The sequence below is a fragment of the Aureimonas altamirensis genome, from assembly GCF_023702225.1.
Taxonomy (GTDB): Bacteria; Pseudomonadota; Alphaproteobacteria; order Rhizobiales; family Rhizobiaceae; genus Aureimonas; species Aureimonas altamirensis_B.
The window spans coordinates 161779-184752 of sequence record NZ_JAMQCO010000002.1 but is presented as its reverse complement, the minus strand read 5'-3'; the positions used below and the strand labels follow the sequence as shown (position 1 = coordinate 184752).

Annotated in this window: 17 protein-coding genes; 5 read left to right on the top strand and 12 right to left on the bottom strand. The window is 66.8% G+C overall.

What is annotated here, in order from left to right; translation table 11 throughout:
• Window positions 1-92: 92 nt before the first annotated feature.
• On the top strand, window positions 93-827 hold the full coding sequence (locus NDN16_RS03580; RefSeq protein ID WP_251112551.1) for a sulfite exporter TauE/SafE family protein: 735 nt from the start codon (window positions 93-95) through the stop codon (window positions 825-827).
• On the opposite strand, the gene NDN16_RS03575 is transcribed toward NDN16_RS03580, so the two are convergent.
• The 7 genes from NDN16_RS03575 to NDN16_RS03545 all read right to left on the bottom strand — a co-directional run bounded on the left by NDN16_RS03575 (window position 824) and on the right by NDN16_RS03545 (window position 10778).
• Entirely contained in the window at window positions 824-2050 is a 1227-nt protein-coding gene (locus tag NDN16_RS03575) for a YeeE/YedE family protein (protein ID WP_251112254.1), read from the bottom strand. The genes NDN16_RS03580 and NDN16_RS03575 overlap by 4 nt on opposite strands.
• Window positions 2051-2166: 116 nt before the next feature.
• On the bottom strand, window positions 2167-3330 hold the full coding sequence (locus NDN16_RS03570) for an ABC transporter permease (protein WP_251112253.1): 1164 nt from the start codon (window positions 3328-3330) through the stop codon (window positions 2167-2169).
• A complete protein-coding gene (locus tag NDN16_RS03565; RefSeq protein WP_251112252.1) occupies window positions 3327-4325 on the bottom strand; it encodes an ABC transporter permease in 999 nt (332 codons plus the stop codon). Before NDN16_RS03565 ends, NDN16_RS03570 begins: the two co-directional genes overlap by 4 nt.
• A 6-nt stretch (window positions 4326-4331) precedes the next feature.
• Window positions 4332-6248 (bottom strand): ABC transporter substrate-binding protein, encoded by a 1917-nt coding sequence (locus NDN16_RS03560; RefSeq protein WP_251112251.1) that lies wholly within the window; start codon window positions 6246-6248, stop codon window positions 4332-4334.
• 16 nt (window positions 6249-6264) lie between these two features.
• Window positions 6265-7479: an FkbM family methyltransferase gene (locus NDN16_RS03555; RefSeq protein WP_251112250.1), complete on the bottom strand. Its 1215-nt coding sequence runs from the start codon at window positions 7477-7479 to the stop codon at window positions 6265-6267.
• On the bottom strand, window positions 7479-10115 hold the full coding sequence (locus NDN16_RS03550) for a dipeptide ABC transporter ATP-binding protein (protein ID WP_251112249.1): 2637 nt from the start codon (window positions 10113-10115) through the stop codon (window positions 7479-7481). The genes NDN16_RS03555 and NDN16_RS03550 overlap by 1 nt, the downstream gene beginning before the upstream one ends.
• A 42-nt stretch (window positions 10116-10157) precedes the next feature.
• A complete protein-coding gene (locus NDN16_RS03545) occupies window positions 10158-10778 on the bottom strand; it encodes a histidine phosphatase family protein (RefSeq protein ID WP_251112248.1) in 621 nt (206 codons plus the stop codon).
• 20 nt (window positions 10779-10798) lie between these two features.
• Here NDN16_RS03545 and NDN16_RS03540 point away from each other — a divergent pair, with 20 nt between their 5' ends.
• The gene (locus tag NDN16_RS03540) at window positions 10799-11803 is read left to right on the top strand and encodes an NAD-dependent epimerase/dehydratase family protein (protein ID WP_251112247.1); all 1005 of its coding nucleotides are present in this window, start codon (window positions 10799-10801) and stop codon (window positions 11801-11803) included.
• Here the strand turns inward: NDN16_RS03540 and NDN16_RS03535 are convergent.
• From NDN16_RS03535 to NDN16_RS03515, 5 genes are all read right to left on the bottom strand, one after another.
• Window positions 11794-13134: a UDP-glucose dehydrogenase family protein gene (locus tag NDN16_RS03535; RefSeq protein ID WP_251112246.1), complete on the bottom strand. Its 1341-nt coding sequence runs from the start codon at window positions 13132-13134 to the stop codon at window positions 11794-11796. The two genes, NDN16_RS03540 and NDN16_RS03535, sit on opposite strands and share 10 nt — an antisense overlap.
• A 112-nt stretch (window positions 13135-13246) precedes the next feature.
• A complete protein-coding gene (locus tag NDN16_RS03530) occupies window positions 13247-14485 on the bottom strand; it encodes an adenylate/guanylate cyclase domain-containing protein (RefSeq protein ID WP_251112245.1) in 1239 nt (412 codons plus the stop codon).
• Window positions 14475-15356, bottom strand: a complete 882-nt coding sequence (locus NDN16_RS03525; RefSeq protein ID WP_251112244.1) for an MBL fold metallo-hydrolase — start codon at window positions 15354-15356, stop codon at window positions 14475-14477. Before NDN16_RS03525 ends, NDN16_RS03530 begins: the two co-directional genes overlap by 11 nt.
• A gap of 10 nt (window positions 15357-15366) precedes the next feature.
• Window positions 15367-15834 (bottom strand): cyclic nucleotide-binding domain-containing protein, encoded by a 468-nt coding sequence (locus NDN16_RS03520; protein ID WP_251112243.1) that lies wholly within the window; start codon window positions 15832-15834, stop codon window positions 15367-15369.
• Window positions 15831-18572 carry an ABC transporter transmembrane domain-containing protein gene (locus NDN16_RS03515; RefSeq protein WP_251112242.1) on the bottom strand — a complete coding sequence of 914 codons (2742 nt, stop codon included), beginning with the start codon at window positions 18570-18572 and terminating at the stop codon, window positions 15831-15833. Before NDN16_RS03515 ends, NDN16_RS03520 begins: the two co-directional genes overlap by 4 nt.
• A 135-nt stretch (window positions 18573-18707) precedes the next feature.
• On the opposite strand from NDN16_RS03515, the gene NDN16_RS03510 reads away from it, so the two are divergent.
• The 3 genes from NDN16_RS03510 to NDN16_RS03500 are packed head-to-tail and all read left to right on the top strand — an operon-like array spanning window position 18708 to window position 22971.
• Entirely contained in the window at window positions 18708-19778 is a 1071-nt protein-coding gene (locus NDN16_RS03510; protein ID WP_285292386.1) for a glycosyltransferase family 4 protein, read from the top strand.
• Window positions 19766-21640: a glycosyltransferase gene (locus tag NDN16_RS03505; RefSeq protein WP_251112240.1), complete on the top strand. Its 1875-nt coding sequence runs from the start codon at window positions 19766-19768 to the stop codon at window positions 21638-21640. The genes NDN16_RS03510 and NDN16_RS03505 overlap by 13 nt, the downstream gene beginning before the upstream one ends.
• Entirely contained in the window at window positions 21637-22971 is a 1335-nt protein-coding gene (locus NDN16_RS03500; protein ID WP_251112239.1) for a nucleotide sugar dehydrogenase, read from the top strand. The genes NDN16_RS03505 and NDN16_RS03500 overlap by 4 nt, the downstream gene beginning before the upstream one ends.
• Window positions 22972-22974: the final 3 nt, after the last annotated feature.

The window sequence follows — 22974 nt, the reverse complement described above, 5'->3', positions numbered from 1 at the left end:
CCTCTTGCCCCCGCTATGCGGGGATTTGCGATAGAAGCGTTGAAGATAGTGCGCAATCGCGATTCGAGGACGACGTGCCCGAGACGATCGACATGGGCTTCATCATCGCCGCCACGCTGGCGGCGTTCCTTGTCGGCCTGTCCAAGGGCGGGCTATCGATGGGGGGCATGCTGGGCGTGCCGGTGCTGGCCCTTACCATGCCGCCTCTGCAGGCGACGGCCCTTCTGTCGCCGATCTTCGTCGCCAGCGACATGGTCGGCGTCTACCTGTATCGGCATCGCTTTTCCGGCCGCAACCTGGCCATCCTGATTCCGGCGGCGGCCATCGGCATCGGCGTCGGCTGGGCGACCGCCAGCATTGCCGATGCACGCCTGGTGACGCTGCTGATCGGCCTGATCGGCCTTGTCTTCTGCGTGGACATGTTCCTGAAGCGCAAACGTGCGGTGCCGCCGCGCCCGGCCGATGTGCCGCGGGGCATCTTCTGGGGTGCGGTCATCGGCTTCACCAGCTTCGTCTCGCATGCTGGCGCGCCGCCGTTCCAGGTCTATGTCCTGCCGCAGCGGCTGGAAAAAACCGTGTTCGCCGGCACGACAACCATAACCTTCGCGGCGGTCAACGCCATGAAGCTGGTGCCCTACACCGCGCTCGGGCAATTCAGCCTGCGCAACCTGGAATTTGCGGCGATGCTGCTGCCGGTCGCGCTTGTCGGAACGGTTGCGGGCTGGCGGCTGGTGCGTCTGCTGCCGGAGCGCGGCTTCTACCTGTTCGTGCAGGCCGCGCTGTTTCTCGTATCACTGAAACTGGTGGCCGACGCGATCCTGCATTAGGCGCCGTCCCCGCGAGCCGCCGCACCCTGCCGTTCCGCAAAGAAGAAGGGACGCAGCTTCACGCCGACGATATTGCCGGCGAAGGCGGCGACCGCCCAGAGCCAGCCATGCAGGCTTCCGGACGCGATGCCGGAAAAATAGGCCCCGATATTGCAACCGTAGGCAATGCGCGCGCCGTATCCCAGCAGCAGCCCGCCGATGACGGCCGCCAGCAGCGAACGCAGCGGGATGCGCAGCGAGGGGGCGAAACGGCCGGCCAGCGCCGCGGCCAGCATGGCGCCGGCGATGATGCCGAAATTCATGACCGACGTGATGTCGGCGAAGACGCTTTGCGACAAGGCGCGGGCATTGCCCGGCGTTTGCCAGTAGGCCCAGGCGGTCGGGTCGATGCCGACCAGTTGCGCCGCCTTGGCGCCCCACAGGGCGAAGGCCGACGTTATGCCCCATGGCCGCCCGGCCAGGGCCAGCGTGACGAAGTTCAGGATGGCCAGCGCGACCGCACCGAACACGAGCGGCCAAGGCCCGCGCAGATAACGCTGCAACCCGTGGCGCGGCGAGGGCGGCGCCTGTTCCAGCCTGCCGCCGTTGCGACGCTTCTCGATCACGACCGTCAGGGCGGCGATGGCCGCGAACAGGGCCAGCGAAACCGCGATGCCGAGCGGCGCGCCGAGCGAGACGAGCGTCACGGGCTGAAATGACGGCAGAGACACCCACCAGTCGAAGTTGATGGTGGCCAGGACCGAACCCACGATGAAGAAGATCAGGGTCACGACCATGCGGGCATTGCCGCCGCCCGCGGTGAAGAGCGTGCCGGAAGCGCAACCGCCGCCCATCTGCATGCCGATGCCGAACATGAAAGCGCCGACGATGACCGAGGTGGAAAGCGGCGAGACGTTGCCGCGCACCTCTTCGCCGAAGAGCGTGCCGGAGGCGAGGAAGGGAAAGAACAGGACCACCGCGACGGCCAGAAGCACCATCTGCGCCCTGAGGCCGCGTCCGCGCCCTTCCAGGATGAAGACGCGCCAGGCCGAGGTGAAACCGAAGGCCGCGTGATAGAGCGCCATTCCGAGTGCGCCCCCCGTCAGGAACAACGCCCCCTGCCTCGGACCGAAGGCCAAGCCCAGTGCGACCGTACCGACGACGAGTGCGGCGAGCGCGCCGAAGCCAGGAAGGCCGGGCGACGGAGCCGTTGCGCCGGGACGCGGCGCGGCGATGGTGGACATGGCGGACCTCGATCGGTGGAATGGGTGCTTTAGACACGCAAGATAGGCCTCGCCGGCCGGGATTCCGAAGCATCGCTTATCATATTTCATGCCCTACGCGGCATGGTGTTCCATCTTCAGACTTGCGCATGCGGATCCAGCGCGTCGCGCAGGCCATCGCCGAGAAACGAAAAGGCCAGCACCGTGGCGATGACCGGCAGCATCGGAAACAGCAGCCACGGATACAGCGCCACGGCCTCGATGTTCTGCGCCTCCGTCAACAGGACGCCCCAACTGGTGATCGGCGGGCGCAATCCGAGGCCGAGGAAGCTGAGTGCCGTCTCCGCGAGGATCATCGTGGGGATGGACAGGGATGCCGAAGCGATCAGGTGGCTCATGAAATTGGGAATGAGATGCCGCCCGATGATGCGCGCAGGCTTCGCTCCCATGGTGACGGCGGCGGCGGTGAAGTCTTCCTCTCGCAGGGACAGGAGCTTGGAGCGGACGGCGCGCGCCAGCGACGGCCAATCCAGCAAGGCGAGAATGAGGGTGATGCCGAAATAGACGAGAAGCGGGCTCCATGTGACGGGGAGCGCCGCCGACAGGGCCAGCCACAGCGGAAGCTCGGGGATGGAGCGGAGCACTTCCGTCACGCGTTGAACCCAATAATCGGTCCTGCCCCCGAAATACCCGGCCATGCCGCCGAAGAACAGGCCGAGCACGAAGGACAGGGCTACGCCGACGAGCCCGATGGTCAGCGATATGCGCGCGCCGTAGAGAATGCGCGACAGCATGTCCCGTCCCAGCCTGTCGGTGCCCAGAAGGAACAGCGTGCCGCCGTCCGGCGGGCAGACGAGATGCAGGTCGCCATCGACGAGGCCCCAGAAGGAATAGGGCTCTCCCCGACAAAGGAAGCGGAGCGGCATCGGGGCCGTGCGGTCTTCGGCGTAGCTGCGCTCCAGCGTCTCCGTGTCGAGCGTTCCCACCATGCGGTAGGTGAAGGGCCCGACAAGACTGCCCTCATGGAAAAGATGCACCGGCTGCGGCGGCATGAAGATGAAGTCGGTATGGCGTGCCGCCAGCGGATAGGGCGCCAGGAACTCCGAGATCAGGATGGAGGCGTAGGCGAGCCCGAGAAAGACGAGCGAAAACAGCGCCAGCCGGTGCCGGCAGAAGCGCCACCAGACGATCTGGCCCTGCGAGGCGCGCAGGAACTTTTCCGACCGCACCGTACCCACGGCCTGCGTGCGTCCGGGGTCGAACGGCTCGGTCGAGACGAAGTGGGGCAGGCGCTCGCTCATGCCTTGCGTTCCGCCTGCAGGCGCACGCGCGGGTCCACCATGGCCAGCAGGATATCGGACAGGAACATGCCGACGACGGTCAGCAGCGCCAGGAACATCAGGAACGAGCCTGCGAGATACATGTCCTGGCTTCGCAGCGCCGACAGCAGCATCGGCCCCGTGGTCGGAAGCGACATGACCGCCGAGACGATGACCGAGCCAGACACCACCTGCGGTAGCAGCGTGCCGATATCGGAGATGAAGGGGTTCAGCACCGCGCGCAGCGGATAGCGGCGCAGCAGGCGGCCTTCCGGTACGCCGCGCGCCCGTGCGGCGACCACATAGGGACGATGCAACTCGTCCATCAGGTTGGCGCGCAGGCGGCGGATCATTCCGGCCGTGCCCGCCGTGCCGATGACGACCACCGGCACCACCAGATGCGCCAGCAGCGAACCTACCTTGGCCGCGCTCCACGGAGCATCGACATATTCGGGGTCTGTCAGCCCGCCGATGGACAAGCCGAAATAGCGGTTCGACAGATAGAGGAGAATGAGCGCCAGCAGGAAATTCGGCGTTGCGAGGCCGAGATAGCCGAGGAAGGAAAGACCGTGGTCGGCCAGGCCGTATGGGCGGGTCGCCACATAGATGCCGATGGGGAAGGAGACGGCATAGATGAAAAGGATGGTCGCGAAGTTCAGCACCAACGACAGGAAGAGGCGGTCTCCCACGACGTCGCTGACGGGCATGCCGTATTCGAAGGAATAGCCGAGATCGCCCTGCAGCAACCCGCCGACCCATGTCAGGTACTGGAGCGGCATGGGCTTGTCGAGCCCGTATTGTCGGCGCAGGAACTCGATCCTGTCTTGGTCTACCGTTTCGCCGGATGCCTGCATTTCGGCGATGGTCGTGGTGAGGTAATCGCCCGGCGGTAGCTGGATGATGACGAACACGATGACGCTGATGGCCAGGAGCGTGCCCGCCATCGTCGCCAGCCGTCGCGCCACGTAAGCCAGCATCGCCGTTCAGCTCCGCCCTTCGGCCACGTGCTCCTGCCGCGTCAGGAAGAAGCTGTCCGGCCGGTACATGCCGAAGAAGGCGCCGGGGTTCCAGTTGTAGATGCCCCGCTGCGGAACGTTTTTCAGCCGATCCGATACGACGACGATCTGGTCGATATTGGATACGATGCCGATGCGCAGCGCCTCGTCGGCGTTGATGCGCAACATCTGCCGCCAGATCTCGGCCTTGCGGGCTTCGTCGTTCGTTTCGCTCCACTCCGCGTTCAGCGCCAGCAACTGCCGTGCCGCAGGCATGTCGGGCTCCGCCCCGGACGAACCCTTGGTCTCGTACCAGGCGCCCCAGGCGGGCCATTCGGGCTGGCGCGAATTGGTGGGCGCCAGTTCCGCCGGGTCGGAGCCGGCATTGGGGAGGGCATTTTCAAGGCCCGTCCATACCGACATCAGCGTAAGCCCCGCCGATATGCGGCGCTCCATCGTCTCGCGCTCGCCGGTGCGGGTGATGAGCGTGATGCCGATCCTGGCGAGGTCTTCCGCCACAAGTTCCAGCACGTCGACCTGCTCGGTATCCTCGCCGGCCGTCTCGACCACGATGATCATCGGCCGTCCATCGGGCAGCAGGCGCACGCCGCCGGGACCGCGCTCGACGAGGCCCAGCCCGTCCAGAAGCCGTTCGGCATAGGCCGGGTCATAACCGGCATACAGGTTGGCCGTGCGGGCGTCGTAGAGCGGCGATTGCGGTTCCACCGTATCGATGCCCGGTCGTCCGAGGCCGTAATAGATGGCCTTGTTGATGTCTTCGCGGTTGATGGCGAGCGACAGGGCGCGGCGGAAATCCGCCTGCCGGAACAGTTGCGCCCAGGTCTCGTCCTGCGCGTTGAGGTTGGGAAACAGCACCAGGCGCGAGCCACGGCCGCTCTGCCACCGCCTGACCTCGAAATCCTCGACCTTCTCGGCCCGGTTCAGGAAGGCGAAGTTGGCGAGGCCCAGATAGCTGGCCTGCAGGTCCGCTTCGCCGGCGCCCGTCTTGGCGGGGATCAGCCGCGGGGCGGCGATGCTCATCGCCACCTCGTCGATATAGGGAAGCTGATGGCCTTCCGGGTCGACGCGATGGAAAAACGGGTTTCGGGCGAAGATGAAGCGATCCGACGGCGGGGCCGTCCGGAGCACCCACGGCTCGAGCGACGGCATGTCCGGGTTGCTGTTCTTGTAGGCTTGGTCGAACTTGAAATGCAGCGCCACCCAGTTACGCTGACCGGCTTGCGCCACGGCGCGTTCGAGGGCCGCCGGGTCCGCATAGCGGGCATGAAACTGCTTGAGGTAATGGGCCGGGCGGAAGATGTAGAGCGGTTGCGCGCCGGCGAGCGCCGGCAGGAAATACGGGTTGGGCGAATCCCATTCGTAGCGCACGGTCGTTGCGTCGGGAAAGGTGACGTGCGGCGGCTTGCCGTCCACCAGCAATTCGCGCGGCGGGCCATAGGGGGCAAGTTCGGCATTGTTGGCGATATCTTCCCAGTAGTAACGGAAATCGTCGGCGGTGAAGGGAGCGCCGTCCGACCAGCGATGCCCTGCCCGCAGGTGGAAGGTGAAGATGCGTCCGTCTTCAACCTCGACGGCCTTGGCGATGTCCGGCGCAAGGGTGCCTTCGGGCGTATAGCCGACGAGGCGGGCGTAACCGTACACGACCATGCGCCGCGTATCCTTGGCCTGGCCCTCGATCAGCCGGAGCGTGCCGCCATAGGAGCCGATCTCGCCGCCATGGGCGCGGGGGTCGTAGATCAACGGCTCGTCCGGGATCCTTTCGGAAACGGGGGGAAGGCCGCCATCCGCGACCTGTCCCGCAAGGGCGGGCGGCTCTTGCCAGTCCTGCGCCAGGGCCGGCGCCGCCATGGCAGCCAGGAGTAACAGGATCGGGGCCAGCCGCATGCGATGCAATCTCCGCTCAGGCGGCACGAGGCAGGACCAGAAGGTTGGTGTGCCCCTTGTCGGAAAAGACGCGCTCGACGCCATAATCGTTTTCGCCGAGCCAAATGCGGAAGGCATCCGCCGTGGCTTCGGCCACCTCGATGAAGATGGCGGGGCGATTGCGCGCGATAACGCCCCTGGCGCCGGACAGGACGTCCATCTCCATCGCCTCGACATCGATCTTCAGAAAGTCCACCGGCCCGGTCAAGAGGGCATCCAGCGGTAGAACCTTTATGTCGCCCCCCACATCCTCCACCAGCCGGGTCGCGCCGAGCCCGCCGCGTTCCGACCGTTCGGCGCGCATGGCGGCCGGACGCGCCCCGACGCCGTGGTGCAGCATCGAAAGGTCCACATTGGCAAGCCGGTTCCACGCAACTGCGTGCGACAGCATGGCTGCCGCGTCGGGCAGGGGCTCGAACGGGATGACCCGGGCGGCCTGCATCGGCCCGGCGAAAAAGATGGTGTGGTTGCCGGTGTTGGCCCCGATATCGGCGATGACGCGTCCCGGCCCGAGCCGCCGCCGAAGCCACATGAGTTCATCGGCCTCGAAGAACAGGCCGCGCGTCTGCTCGCGTTCGATGCCGGCATTGCGGCCCGTATAGGGGAGCAGGTACTGCCGGTCGCCCCAGTCGACGGGAAGCCGTACGGGCTCGCGCTGAAGCCGCGCCAGGACGGCGGCGCGATCCTCGGCGCGCAGCGGCTCCGGCTCGTCCTGCCGATCGCTCAAGGGTTGCGCCAGCTTGACGGCGCGCGCGTGGCCCCACAGCGCGAAAAGGGTGGCGATCTCGTCCGCATCGTCGAGATGGCCGGCCTCTGCAAGCCGCCACACCGTGTCGGTACGGGCCAGCACCGTCCGGCCGATCCACCAGTTCAGCAGCGCGTGGGGCAGCCGGGACGCTTCGTCGAAGGCAAGGCGCGACGGCCGCCACAGGGCCGGCTGCGCCCCGGTGGCAAGCGCCCCGAAGATGATGTCGTAATGCAGGCTGGCCAATGCGGCCCTGTCCAGCGCCGACGCGGACGGTGTCTCCAGCGGCGGGGTATGGAACAGCCATTCGCAGCCGAGCCGCCTGGCGGCACGGGCAAGGGCGGCGAGGCGCATGCCGAAGGCCGCCGTGTCGGGCAGAGAAACGGTCTCGACCGCCCGGAACGGGCCTGCCGCCGCCACCCTCGCATCGTTGGCCGCAAGGTGCATCAGACGGTTTCCCGTGCTTCGTGGTGTATGGATGGGTCTACGGCGGCATAGGTGCCACCGCGGCTGTAGTTGTCGTGCCAGGCGACGAGCGGCTCGGTGAAGGGGCCGCTCGCATACAGGCCGAACTTGAAGTAGGGGCCGAGCGTCTGGTTGCGGTAGCCGAGGGGGCCATCGAAGCGGAACAGGCTTTCGCCATTCAAAAGGCATTCCACGGCGCCGTCGCCGCTGCCCGGCCAGCGAACGCGCAGCGCGAAGTCCATCCACGCGCCAGGGGTCGCCGCGGCTTCGCCGAACAGATAGACGATCTCCGGGTCGGACGATGCGACCGCCCCGGCGGCGCCGGTGAAGCGCAACAGCCCGTCGCGATAGCGAAGGGCGATGGGCGGCTTGCCGGACGGCTCGCCCAGCCTTGCCTGGTCATGCCACTGCGCCAGCACGATCCCTGTGCCGGCGGGTGGCGCAAAGTCGAGGGGCAGGAAGGTGGAGAAGCCGTACCAGCATTCCGTGTCGAGGCGCGCGTTCCACCAGTCGCGCAATTCGGCGCGATTGCCCTGGCTGACATTGTCCTGCGGCCGAAGCTCGAAGCGGCACGAATAGCGCCCGATGCGGGCGCGGGAATCGTCGGTCCGGGCCGACCATGGCCCTGCAAGCCGCCGCGTGCTCCAGCCGTCCAGCGTGCCGCTTTCGAAATCCAGATGGACCGTGGCTTCGCCCTTCGGGTCGGTGGCGATGGCGTGCTCGATCTCCCGGTGCTCCGCCGGACTTCGTCCGCCGAGGTCCGCTCCGGTCGGAGCGCGGTGGGCTCGCACGGCATGGTCCGGACCCACCGGGACCATGCCCGGTTCCGTCCCCGCGGCGTCGGGCAGGAAATCGGCGCCCCATTGCGAGGGCCCCGACTGCGTCAGGCCGATGGCGTCGAGATCAAGCCGGTTGTTCGGGTCCGGCTCGGGCACGGCGCGGATCAGCGAGCGCGTATACGGGTGGCGCGGATCGGCGAACAGCGCGGCGCGCGGCGCCGTTTCCACCAGCCGTCCGCCCGACATGACGGCGATGCGGTCGGCCAGATAGTCCACGACGGCCAGATTGTGCGAGATGAACAGGCAGGTGATGCCGAGCTTGTCCTTCAGGTCGCGCAGCAGGTTGAGGATCTGCGCCTGCACCGAAACGTCCAGCGCGGAGACCGGCTCGTCTAGCACGAGCAGTTCCGGCTCCAGCGCCAGCGCCCGCGCGATGCCGATGCGCTGGCGCTGGCCGCCGGAAAAGCTGTGCGGATATCGGGCCATGTGGCTTTCGTCGAGGCCCACCAGCCCGAGGAGGTCCAGCGCCCGATCCCGCCGGCTGGCCGGCGTGCCGATCTTGTGGATCTTCAGCGGTTCGGCGACGATGGAGCCGACCGTCATGCGCGGATTGAGCGCCGAATAGGGGTTCTGGAACACGAACTGGATGCGCCGCCGCCAATGGCGCAGGGCATCTCCGTCGAGCGCCAGGACATCGGTTTCGCCGCCGTCCGGATCGGCCATGCGGATGCTTCCCGCATCCGCCTCGATGGTGCGCGCCAGGATACGCGCGACGGTCGTCTTGCCGCTTCCGCTTTCTCCGACAAGGCCCAGGCATTCGCCGCGCCGGATCTCGAAGGACACGTCGTTGACGGCCAGCGGCGCGGTCCCTGCCGCCCGGCCCGGCCACAGCCCGGCCTTGCGCCCGGCAAAACGCTTCTGCAAACCGTCCACCCGAAGCAGCACCGTGGGGGCGGCAGCCGGCTTGCCGGCCATCGGGGGCAGAGGAACCGTGATGTCGCGCAGCGGTTTCAACCGTTCGCCGCGCGGCATGCCCAGGCGCGGCACGGCGCCCACCAGGGCCTTGAGATAGGGGTGGCGCGGCTGGGCGAAGAGTTCGTCGGCCATGCCGCTTTCCATCACGCGCCCATGGTGCATCACCACCATTTCGTCGGCGAGGTTGGCGACCACGCCGAGATCGTGCGCGATCAACAGGATGGCCGTGCCATGGTCGCGCTGGAGATCGCGAAGCAGGCGCAGGATCTCGGCCTGTACCGTCACGTCCAGCGCCGTCGTCGGCTCGTCGGCGATCAACAGCGCCGGGCGGGTTATGGTGGCCATCGCTATCATCGCGCGCTGGTTCAGGCCGCCGGACAATTCGAACGGATAGGCGTCGATCTGCCGTTCCGGCTGCCGGAAGCCCACGGCCGCGAGCGCGTCGATCGCCCGGATCCGGGCCTGTCCCGCATCGACCTTCTCGTGCAGCATCAGCGCCTCGACGATCTGCGCGCCGATCGTGTGGAAGGCGGAGAAGGATGTCGACGGCTCCTGGAAGATCATCGATATGCGCGCGCCGCGCAGGGCCGTGAAGGCATCGGACAGCGGCGGAAGGGCGGCAAGGTCGAGCGTTCCGGACTTGCCGTCTTCGAACAGGATGCGGCCGGCTTCCATGCGGGCCGCGCCCGGCAGAAGACCCATGATGGCGTGCGCCGTGACGGATTTGCCGGAGCCCGATTCGCCGACCAGCGCAACCGTGCCGCCGCGCGGCACGCGGAAGGATACGCCGCCGACGGCGCGCACCCGGCCGGATGGCGCATGGAAATCGACGATCAGGTCTTCGATGCGGAGGAGGTCGTCCATGGGGCCCGGGCAGAAACTATCGGCAGTCGACCATAGCGCGCTTCAGTTGCGCATATCCACACTGCCGGGTTGAAGGTACAGGGCGCCGTCCCGCCATTCCAGCATCAGTGCATGGCCATCGCCCGGAAAGCGGACCGGCGGCTTGCCCACCATGTCCCAGTCCGTCGCCAAGGCGAGCAAGGCGCGCATGACGCCCTTGTGCGTCACGATGACGGCGTCCGCGGGCGCTTCGGCCAGCACCGCCAGGGCGCGCGCACCGGTTTCCCGCGGCGTTTCGCCGCCCGATGGGCGGAAATCGAGGCCGGCGGCCTCGCGGCGCGAGAAATCCTCGCCGCCATCGGCACGCATCCCGGCAAGCGTCGCGCCTTCGAGCGTTCCCCAGTCCATCTCCACGAGCCTTTCCTCGACTATGGGCGACAGGCCCATGGCGCGTGCCGTGTCGAGGCAGCGCCGCAGCGGGCTGCTGAGACAGGGGGCACCGGAAAATCCCGCCGGCACGCGCCATGAGAGCGCCTGTTCCAGCCCTTCGGCGGACAGCGGGCAATCGGTCCGCCCCTGTATGCGGCCCTCCGCATTCCAGGCGGTGGGCGCATGGCGCAAAACCAGAAAGCGACGGCGCTGCCCTATGCCTGCGCCCCTTGCCGCGCTATCGGGTTGCATCATCACCATCCGCGGGGCCGTTCATGCGTATTCTCATTACCGGTTGCGCCGGCTTCATCGGCTTCCATCTGGCGCGCCGGCTGCTCGACGCTGGTCATGCGGTGACGGGGCTCGACAATCTGTCGCCCTATTACGACCCGGCCCTCAAGCGCGCCCGGCTGGCCGAGATCGAAGGGCGGAACGGCTTCCGCTTCGTCGGCCTGGATGTCGAGAACGGAGCGGAGCTTCTTTCGCTCTTCGCACAAGAGCGGCCCGAAATCGTCTTCCATCTGGCGGCGCAGGCGGGAGTGCGTCACTCGATCACGCATCCGCAAGCCTATGTGGGGGCCAATATCGTCGGCACATTCAACATGCTGGAAGCATGCCGGGCCCATACGCCCGCGCATCTGGTGCTGGCATCCACCAGCAGCATCTACGGTGCCAGTACGGCCATGCCCTTCGATGAGCGCGCCCGTACTGCCGAGCCGCTGACCATCTATGCCGCCAGCAAGGGCGCGGGAGAGTTGATGGCGCATTCCTATGCCCATCTCTACGCGATACCCACCACGGCCGTGCGGTTTTTTACCGTTTATGGGCCCTGGGGCAGGCCCGACATGGCCTATTACATCTTCGCCCGGCGCATCCTGTCCGGCGAACCGCTGGACATCAACAACAACGGGTCCAGCCTGCGGGACTTCACCTACATAGACGACCTGGTCGAGGCGATGGCCCGCCTGATGGAGGCCGCGCCCGGCCAGGGTCGACGCGTCGAGGGCGATACGCTGAGCCCCGTGGCGCCCTATCGCGTCGTCAATGCCGGCGGTGGCCAGCCGGTCGGGCTGATGGACTTCGTCGCGGAAATCGAGAAGGCGGCCGGTGTGACGGCGAACAAGCGGTACCGTCCGATGCCGGCTGGCGATTCCGAGGCCACCTTCGCCGACACGCGGCTGCTCCGCAGCCTGACGGGGTACGCGCCGCAGACGCCGATCGCCGGGGGTATCCCGAAATTCGTGGACTGGTATCGCGCGCAAGGCTTCCGCTACGCCTGACGCTGCAGGGGAAGGGCGGTTGCCGCCGGGCCGCGCCCGACTCCATGATGGATCAGCCCGTGCCCGGCCATCGCATCGCGGCTGTAGACGTTGCGCAGGTCCACGAAGATCCGGCCGCGCATGCGGGCCGACATGGCTGCGAGATCCAGCGCACGATAGGCATTCCACTCGGTCACCAGTACCACAGCGTCCGCGCCCTTTGCCGCTTCGTAGGCATCTTCCACCATTCGGACGCCGGGCAACAGGCCGCGCGCGTTGTCCATGGCGCGCGGGTCGGTTGCCGTCACCTCCGCCCCGGCGGCCTGGAGGGCCTGTGCAAGGGGGATGGAGGGGGCTTCGCGCATGTCGTCGGTATTGGGCTTGAAGGACAGGCCCAGCAGCGCCACGCGCAGGCCGTCCACACTGCCACCGAAGGCATGCGCCACCCGGGCGGCGAGCCCTTCCTTGCGCGCCAGGTTGCCCGCGACGGTGGCTTCCACCAGCGCCAGCGGCGCGCCATGGGCGCGTGCCGTTTCCAGAAGCGCCTGCGTGTCCTTGGGGAAGCACGAGCCGCCATAGCCGGGGCCGGCATGCAGGAATTTCGGGCCGATCCGGTTGTCCAGCCCGATGCCGCGCGCAACCTCCTGCACGTCCGCGCCCAGCCTTTCGCACAGATCCGCCATTTCGTTGATGAACTCGATCTTCATCGCCAGAAAGGCGTTGCCGGCATACTTGACCAACTCCGCATCGCGCCGGCCGGTAAACAGGATCGGCGCGCGGTTGATCGACAGGGGACCGTACACCGCCTCCATGACGGTCCGTCCGTGCGCGTCCTCGGTGCCGACGACGATCCTGTCGGGGCGGCAGAAATCCTCGATCGCGGCGCCCTGGCGCAGGAACTCCGGGTTGGAGACGACGGAAACGGTCCGTCCGGGCGCTAGGCGGGCCAGTTGCACGGCGATCCTGTCCCCGGTGCCGACCGGCACGGTCGACTTGGTGGCCACGACCGCGCCCGGCTTGAGATGTGGGGCGATGCCTTCAACCGCAGATTCAACGAAACTGATGTCGGCGTGGCCGTCGCCACGCCGCGAGGGGGTGCCGACGGCGATGAAGACCACGTCGGCGTCCGCGACCGATGATTGCATGTCATGCGAAAAGCGCAGGCGTCCGGCAGAGACGTTGGTTGCCACGAGCTGGTCCAGCCCCGGCTCGAAGATCGGCATCACGCCGGTATCCAGCGCCTGGATGCGACTGGAATCCCTGTCGACGGCGGTAACGTCATGTCCGAAGTCCGCAAGGCATGCGCCAGAGACGAGCCCGACGTAGCCGCAACCGATCATAGCAATGCGCATGGATGCCAAACCTTTCTGCCGGTTCATAGGCAGGCAAACCATAAGTCGCGTCAATTGCAGTTGTATGATGGTGACGGGCTACGGTCCGTTTCAGAAACGGCGACGAGAACGCTCAATCTGCAGTTTTGCCGGGTGGAACGAGGGCAAACAGCGGGACGGCGTCGCGGAAGCCGCGCAGGGGCACGGGCCCCATGGCTTGCCAGCGATGCGGCGCGACTTCGGCGATCTCCTCGGTTGCCAGGACGCGAACCCGCATGGTCTTCGTCATCTTCTCCATGCGCTCGACCTCGTTGGCGCTGGGGCCGATGACCGAGAAGGACAGGCGCTGGCGAATACCGATATTGCCGAGCCGGACTTCGCCGACACACATGGCGATACCGAAACGGATGGGCGGTTGGCCCTCTGAAGTCCGCCGCGCATTGACGTGCTCGGCCGCCGCCAGGGCCGCGTCCGCCGCCTGCATGCCCAGAAGCGAAGCCTGCCTTTCGCTGAAGGCTGCGTCCGAAATCGGGAAGATCGCCATGACGGCATCGCCGACGAAGGCGAGGATTTCCCCGCCCGCCTCCACCACGGCGCGTCCGGTGCAGTCGAAATAGTCGTTGAGCAACGCCAGATAGGGCTCGCTGCCCATCGCTTCCGCCAGCGCGGTGGAATCGCGCAGGTCCGAATACCAGATCAGGGCTCGTACCTGGCTGCCGCTGCCCAGCGTTATGCGCCCGCCCAGCACTTCGCGCGCGATGGTGGGGCCGAGATAGGTATTGGCGACGCCGAAGATCAGCCGAGGCAGCGCCAGCGACTTGCACACCATGGCGACATAGCGCTGGATATACTCCAGAAGCTCGGCGGCGTCCGGCGAGAATCCCGCCGGATCCTTCGTCGCCCAGGCGACGTACAGCCCGAAATCCAGGTCGGAGCTTTCCTGCCGCAGCATGGAATCGTCGGCGAAGAGCTGTGTGCGAAGCGCGATGAAGTCCACGAAGGACTCCTCGCGCAATTCGTCGTAAAGCGGGAAGGTCGGGTCTGGCGTGGGTCCGTCGAGCCGCGCGCGCATCAGGTTGGAGCCGTTGTCCAGCATCCATTTGACGGTGCTCTGGCGCCAGGCCGTATCGTCCACGCGCTCGCGGTCGAAGCTTTGGCTGGTCACGCCGAATTCGGCGGTCCACAACAGGGTCTCGGCCTCGAACAGGGGATGAAGCGTCGGCCAGGTCAGACGGCAGCGATGCACCGGCACGCCCAGCGCCGTCAGGCGTCGCGCCAGCTCCGGTACAACGGATTTCAGCCGCGCATCGGCGAGCATCTCCCCGACCATCCATTCGCCGAGCTCGTGCAGGCTTTCCCGGTCAATGCTCATCCGATGTGCCTTTGCGGGCGGGAAGCTCGAACACCTGGCCGATGCGTGCCGCTGTCGTGCCTGGAAAGACCGCGCGACAGGCGGCTTCAGTCTCGCGCAGGACCGCGTCGGAATGCTTGAACGAATGGTGGAACAGCACCAGTTGGCCGACGCCGGCCCGCTTGCACAAGCGTACCCCTTCCTCGTGCGAGGAATGGCCGTAACCGCGAAAGCGCTCCATCTCGGCGTCGCTGTAGGTGGTGTCGTAGACCAAAAGGTCCGCGTTCCGGACGAAGTCCGTCAGCGCCTCATCCACGGTGCCGGGCGTGTGCTCGTGGTCCGTGGCATAGACGATGCAGCGCCCCGCATGTTCGATACGGTAGGCGACGGCGCCGTTCGGATGGGTGAGCCGGTAGGTCGTGATCGTCGTTCGCGGGCTTGGATGCAGGGTATCCCCCGGCCGGAAGGTCACGAAGCTCAACCGTGCCTTCAGCGATTCGACACCCACGGGGTGGAAGGGGGCGCGCATGAAGTCCCGCACCAGGGCCTCGCATGAGGCATCGTCCAGCATGTGCCCGGCATGGATGCGGACGCAGGCTGCCGGATCGTACATCGGCATGAAGTAGGGCAGGCCGATGATATGGTCGTAATGCATGTGGCCGAAGAACAGGTCCACGTCGGCCCAGCCGTCCGCAGCCAGCGCCCGCCCGCACTCCACGACGCCGGAACCGGCATCGAAGACCAGCGGCCTGCCGTCCGCCTCCACCAGGACGCAGCAGCTTCGGGCGCCGAATTCGCTCGGGTCGTCAGGCGCGGAGGGAATGGTTCCGCGCGCGCCGAAAATGGTGAGGCGCAATCCGTCGAACGCCCCGATCCGCTGTTTCGATGTCATGGCGCCTGCTTTACATGTCCGGTCGCTCGCCTTCGCCGCGCAACATCACCAGCTCGGCCGATGTGCGGCTGAGGCGCTGTGCCAGTTCCCGCAGCATGGCAAGCGCCATGCCCGGAAAACTCTCCAGCATTTCGGCCAGGCAATCCTTGGCGATGCGCAGGCTGCGCAGCGGCGTGGCCGCCTGCACCGTCGCGGTGCGGGGAACGTCGCACAATATGCCGATTTCCCCCACGATCTCATGCTGCCCGAGGCGCGCAAGCTGGATAGGGCCGATGGGAGACTCCGCCAGCACCACGACCTCGCCCGACAGGATGACATAGGCACTGTCGCCCGGATCGCCCTGCCGGAACAGGATTTCGCCCGCATCGAAGCGTACCATCTCGCCGGTATAGGCAAGCAGCTTCAACTGCGGCGTTTCCACGCCTGCGAACATCGGGCTGCGGCGAAGGACTTCGACTTCGTCCGTCAACAGGCTCATGGGGTGGCTCCCCTTGCTTGACGCGCTTCGCGGCGTAGGGCCTCTACCGGAGATTGGCCCAATGCCGCATCCTCGGCAAGGGCCTTGTCTTCCACGATGCGTCCGCCCTTGAAGCTGACCAGCCGCTCGAACTGCGAGGTGACGGCCAGGTTGCCGACCACCCAGAACACCCCGAAGGGACGCTTCTCGTCGCGTCCGCGCGCCAGGGTCGCCGCGACGATCTTCTGTTGCAGGTTGCCGTCGAGAGACGACAGGCAGCGATTGGCGACAAGGTAGTCCGGCGCCTTGAGAATGGCGCGCGCCAGGGCCAGGCGCTGCTGCTGGCTGACCGTCAGTCTTTTGGCGCCGGACCCGATATCGTAATCCAGCGCCGCCTCCAGGACGATGTCCGACAGGCCGTTGCCGTTGATGACATCCACCAGGATCTCGTCCAGCGCATCGCTGGTGGCGGACGTGACCTCGCCGACGCGGCCGAACACGATATTGTCCCGGATGGTCGCCGACGGGTTGAACTCGCCCGGTTCGTACAGGTCCACCTCCGCCAGGAGCGTATCGGACGCCCCAGCATGCAGCGAGCGGCGCGCGTCGATGATGCGCTGCTTCAGCGTGGCGTCGAGCAGGCCCAACCGGTAGCGCGGTTCGGCATAACCGAGCGCCAGGCGGATAAGCTGCCGCCTGTCGTCCAGCTCCGCCGCGCCGGTGGGGCGGCCCTCGATGCGCGCAAGGAGGGCGCGGAGCGCCTCGATCTCCTCGGCGGAGCCGATGGACATGCGCCGGAACAAGGGGTTGCCTTCGCCCATGCCGCCGAACACCTCCACCAGTGTCTCGGCCATCTTGCGCCCCATGTCGGCCAATGGCGCATCCAGCCCGCTGGAAAGGATGATGTTGCGTACCTCGACGAGTGCGATCAACTGGGAGGCCATCGATTCCTCGCCGCGCATCGCGCCGAAGACGATGTTTTCGATGATCGTCGCATCGGAAAGATAGGCGTCCGGCGTGAAGAGCTGGACCGCCTTGGCAAGCCCGCGCTCCTGCAGCCGCGCGCTGAAATCGGCCCGCGCCCGCAGGATGGGCGTTTCCGCGCCGGATATCAGCGCCGCCGGCACCAGGGAGGCCAGGCCGATGCGCTTGACGTCGCGCGTCAGCTGCGTGATCTCCAGAACCTCCCGGATCGCAGCAAGCCTTTCATCGGGGCCGGCGCCGATCGCGGTATGGTCCACCCAATCGCCTTCCGGCGTCTCCACGCTGTTGCCCGAAGCGATGGATTCGGCGCGGGCGAGTTGCTCCCGCCGGGTAACGGCCGGCGGGAGCTTGTCTTCCAGCCGGTGCATCAGCGGATAGAAGAGGGCCGCCCTGAGGCTCGATTGCGGGAAGTAGGTCGTCGTATCGACGAAGGCGATGCGCCGTCCGGTGATACGCTCGGGCAAGTCCGCCAGCGGCCGTCCGCCATCGGTGATCGCACCCTCGGCCGGCTGCGACAGGAGCGCCAGAGCCTCGGCCACGCTTTCCGCACCATCGCCGACGGGGCCTGTCGCCGCCACCTGCTGTGTCAGCGGCAGGTCGAGGTCGATGGCGTTGGCAAGGAGGATGCCCGTTTCGTCGCGGATGGTCACGCCCTCCAGGCGCAGCGGCCCGGCAAGATGCGGCACCTCTCCGTCGCCCTGCGCCTGCGAGCGCGGGTTCAGGAGACCGTCGACGTAGAACTGGTCCATCACCTGTTCGTATTTCACGTTGACGTCGAGTCGCGTCAGATCCCAGTCGATCAGGTCTTTCAGCGGCGAGGGAAGCTCGCGGTAGGCGGCGATGGTGGCCACCAGCGCCCCGATGTCCATCTGCCCCGTTATGGCGAAATAGCCGCCGAACAGATAGAAGATGAAGGGCGTTGCCTGCGACAGGAAGTTGTTGAGAAACTTGACGAAAAACTTCCACTGATAAATGTCGAACCGGATCAGGAAGATGCGGCCCAGCTCGTCCGAGACGCGGGCCCGCACGAAGTTGGATACATCGTTGGTGCGGATGGCCGGCATGCCCTCCACGATCTCGCCGACGCTGCCGGCAAGCCGCCGCGCGGCCAACTGGCGCTGTCTGCCCAGGATCAGCAGCCGGCGCCTCATCCGCGGAATCACCACGACCTGCAATCCCATGACAGCCAGTGCCACGAGGCCGAGCGTGAAACTCTGCACGAAAATGAACACCATCGCCGTCAGGATCTGGCTCATCAGGTAGATCGGCTGGATGACGGCGTCGCCGATGAAGCCGCCGATCGGCTCCAGCTCGTCCTTCACCATGCTGGCGATTTCGGCAGGGCGTATGCGCCGAAGCCGTCGCATGGGAAACCGCAGAACCCGGTCGACCATCTCGAAGCGCAGCCGCCGCAGCATCCGCTCGCCGAGCCGGCCCTTGTAGATGTTCAGGTAGTATTTGAACGCGCCATTGACGATGACCAGCCCGAGGAACAGCGCGGACAGGATGTAAAGCGCCTGGAGGCGCTCCAGCTCCAGGCCGGAATAGACGTCCGCCCCGCGGAGCGCGGGCAGGAAATCGGGCAGGGTCCAGCGGAAGTAGGTGTCGGTACTGCCATCCTCGAAGCCCGAGCCCTGGATCGGCCCGTTGATGATGAGCTTGGGCAGGTTCAGCGACAGATAGAGCGGCACCACCGAAACGATCACGATCACCAGCATCCAGAGCTGCTGGCGTTTCGTGTGCTTCCACAGATAGCTGTAAAGGGATGGCGCCATGAACGGTTCGTTACCTGCGTAGCTGCCTTGCCAACGCTAGCAGCGGAGAAGTACGACAGGTAGTCGTTTCTTGTGCGAAGTGCGAGCATGCGTTCATCAGCGTCTCGAAACGGTCCGGTCGCCTTTCATGCACCAATGAAGGCGCCGGACCATCCGGTGCCCTCCGGCGACCGGACCATGGCGCGCCTGTGGATGCGCGCGCTCGAACTGGCAGGCACATCCCCGGTGCTTGCGACGCGTTTTTCCAGCCGTGACGGCGTCGGCGCGGCCGATGCGCAGGATGCGATCCTGTCGCAGGCCGAGAGTGAGGTGCGGCGCCTCGTTGCCGGGCCGCCGCCTTCGGCCTGGTTTACCTATCACAACTACTACAAGGCTCCGGATCTGATCGGGCCGCGCGTCAGCGCCCATTTCGGTATTCCCTATGTGGTTGCCGAGGGTTCCAGCGCGGGCAAGCGGGGCAGCGGGCCCTATGCGCGCTTCTCGGCGCTGGCGGACGAGGCCAACCGTACCGCCGACCTTCACCTGCTGCTGAACGGCCGCGACCGCGCCGGGCTGAAGGCCGTCGGCGTGCGGGACATCCTTGCCCTTCCACCATTCGTCGATACATCCGAATGGCCTTGCAAGGCCGGCCGGAGCATCGGCACACCGGTCCGGCTGGCCTGCGCGGCCATGATGCGGACAGGCGACAAACTCGCTTCCTACGGCCTGCTCGCCGAAGCGCTGCGGCTTGTTCCGGACGGATGGCGGATCGAGATCGCAGGGGACGGGCCGGCGCAGGCACAGGTCGAGGCCCTGTTTTCGCCCTTCGGCGAGCGGGTGGCGTTTCCGGGGCGGTTGGACGCTGCCGGCCTTGGCGCGCTCTACCGCCGAAGCGACCTCCTCGTCTGGCCCGGTGTGAACGAAGCCTTCGGCATGGCCTATTTGGAGGCTGCCGCCAGCGGTTGTCCAAGCCTTGCCATGGCTTATGGCGGGGTCGGCGAAGTGGTCGCCGACGGTGTGAGCGGATATCTCGTCCCGGCAGGCGACATCGCCGCCTATGCGCGCACCCTCGGCGGCCTGTTGTCGGGCCCGGAGCGTCTTGCCGCGCTTGGACGCGGCGCGGCGGAGCTGGCGCGCAGCCGTCATCACATCGAGGCCGCCGCATCGTCGGTATCTGCCTGCCTGCGGCGGCTGACGGCGCAAGGGAGCCGGTCTTGCGTGTCCTGATCGCCGTAACCCATCTGCTCGGCGTCGGGCATCTCGCCCGCGCCGCCGCCCTGGCCGAATCCTTTGCCGATGCCGGGCATGCGGTGCTCCTCGTATCCGGAGGCCGACGACAATCCCATCATGGCCCCGGCAGGGGCGTTCAGACGGCGCAATTGCCGGCCGTTTACGCAGAAGGTACGGATTTCGTGAACCTGCGCGACGAGCATGATGGGCCCGTCACCCCCGCTTATCTGGAGGCCCGCGCCGAACGCCTCGTGCGATACGCAGCCGACTTCAGGCCGGACTGCATCATAACGGAAACATTTCCGTTTGGGCGCAATGCATTGCGCTTCGAATTTAAAGCATTACTCGACTATGTCGAAGGGGCGGGGCCGCGCCCCGTCGTGATGGCATCGGTCCGCGATATCCTGAATCCGCCATCGCGGCCGCAGAAGGCGGAGCGCGCCGAGGCCAGCATCGTCGAGCATTACGACGCGGTGCTCGTCCACGGCGATGCCGCACGAACGCCTTTGTCACGTTCGTGGCCCGTCAGCGAGCGGCTGGAGCCCTTCCTCGCCTATACGGGATACGTGGCGAGACAGCGCGGCGCAGCGCCGAGCGCCGAAGGCGGCGGTGACGTCCTCGTTTCGGGCGGCGGCAGCGCGGCGGCCCTGCCGTTGTTCCGTGCCGCAGTCGCGGCGGCGCATGCCGCACCGGATCTTTCCTGGCATATTCTCGTGGGGGCCGGCGTCGGCGAACGGGACATGCAAAGCCTTCTGGCCGGTGCGCCGTCGAACGCACGGGTGGAGCGGGCGCGGCCGGATTTCCCGGCCCTTCTGGCAGCCGCCCGCCTGTCCGTCAGCCAGGCCGGTTACAACACGGCCACCGATCTGGCTGCCGCCGGAACGCCTGCCATTCTCGTACCCTTCGAAGATGGTGGCGAGCAGGAGCAACGCCTGCGTGCCGAGGCATTGGCCGCCAGTGGCGCGGCCATGCTGCTGGATGCCGCGGATCCGAGCGGATCTGCCATCTTGGCCGGCGTGCGCGCTGGCCTGAAACTGCCGCGAATGGTGCCCGGCGCGTCGCCGGATGGCGCCCGGCAGACTGTCCGGATCGCGGAGGCGGCAGTGCGCCGGCGCGACGCGGCGGAGGCGTCCCTGGTGGCGCTGGCCGAAAGGCTCGATACGCTCCATGCGCAAGGGGCCGTCATGGAGCTCTGGTGGCGCGACGACGACGCGGCCGACGACACGCCGCAGCTACGCCGTCTGCTGGCCCTGCGGCAGCGACACGGCGTGCCGCTGGCGCTGGCCGTAAGCCCGTTCCTCATCCGCCCGGCGCTGCCTGCTCTCCTGCGTGGCGAGCCGGGGGTCGATATCCTGCTGCATGGGCTGGAGCATCGGGACAACGCGCCGGCGGGCGCCAAGAGGCAGGAACTGGGCCATGCACCGCCGGATGTTTTCATTACGCCGCTGCGCGAAGGGTTGGTCCGGCACCGGAACGCCTTCGGCGGCAAGGCCCTGCCGGTCATGGTGCCGCCATGGAACAGGATCGACCAGGACATTATAAAGCAGCTTCAGGCCATTGGTTTCGAAGGGCTTTCGACATTCGGTCTGCGTGGCTCCGATCGCCTTGCAGGGCTTTGCGTCCACAATACCCATATCGATCCGGTGGATTGGCGTGGGGGCAAGCGGCTGGCCGAGCCCGCGCAGCTTGTCACACGGATCATGGATCTGGCCGATGCAAGCGAGCCGGTCGGCCTTCTGACACATCATCTCATCCATGACGGAGCGACATGGCGTTTCGTCGACAGGTTGCTGGCCCTGACGGCCGGGCATCCGGCCGTGCGGTTTCGCGCGGCGCACGACTTGTGGAGCAAGCAATGACCGATATGGCGAATGCACTGGCGCAGGCCCTGGAGGCGCGCCGCGCGAAAGTCGGCATCATCGGCCTCGGCTATGTCGGCCTGCCGCTGGCGCTTGCCATGTGCCGGGCAGGCTTTCCGGTCCTCGGCTTCGACATCAACCCGGATCGTGTCGCACTTCTGAACCGGGGCGAAAGCGGTTTCACGCACATTTCCGGCGAGGCGCTGGGCGCGGCACTCCGGGAAGGGCGCTTCGAGGCCACGGTGGATTTCGCCCGGACCGGCGAGGCGGACGCGATCCTGATCTGCGTGCCGACCCCGCTGACGCGCCACCGCGAGCCCGACCTGTCCTTCGTCGAGCGGTCGGTTCGCCAGATCGCCCGATCCCTGCGGCCCGGCCAGTTGATCGTGCTGGAATCCACGACATGGCCGGGGACCACGCTGGAGCTGGTCAAGCCCATCCTCGAGGGCGGCGGAATGCTGTCCGGCAAGGACTTCTTCCTGGCCTTTTCGCCGGAACGGGAAGACCCGGGGAACCGGGATTACGGGACGCGCGACATACCGAAGGTCGTGGGGGGCGACGGCCCGGATGCCTTGCGGCTGGCAAGCGCGCTGTACGGCGCGGCCATGCAGGCCGTCGTGCCGGTTTCCTCGCCGGGGGTGGCGGAGGCGGTCAAGCTGACGGAAAACATCTTCCGCTCCGTCAACATCGCCCTGATGAACGAGCTGAAGCTCGTCTACGGAGCGATGGGCATCGACATCTGGGAAGTGATCGAGGCGGCGAAGACCAAGCCGTTCGGCTTCATGCCCTTCTATCCCGGCCCCGGGCTTGGCGGACACTGCATTCCAATCGATCCCTTCTACCTGACATGGAAGGCGCGGGAGTACGATATAGCCACACGGTTCATCGAACTGGCCGGCGAGATCAACACCGATATGCCGCGCCATGTGGTGCGGGCGACGGCCGAGGCGCTGGACAGGCATTGCGGGCGCGGCCTCAACGGCGCACGGATCCTCGTGCTTGGGGTCGCCTACAAGCCCGACGTCGAGGACACGCGCGAAAGCGCATCGCTGCGCCTGATCGACCTTCTGGAGGAGCGCGGTGCGCATGTCGATTATCACGATCCGCATGTCCCGGTGTTGCCGAAGACGCGGGAGCATCCCCATCTTGCGGGACGTGCCTCCCGGTTGCTCGACGATGACGGCATCGCGTCCTTTGACGCCGTGCTTGTGGCGACGGACCATGGCGGAGTCGACTATGCGCGGATCGCCTCGGTGATGAAGCTGGGCATCGATACGCGCAACGCCTTCGAAAAGGCCGGTGCGGACATGAGCCGCGTCGTCAAGGCCTGAAGA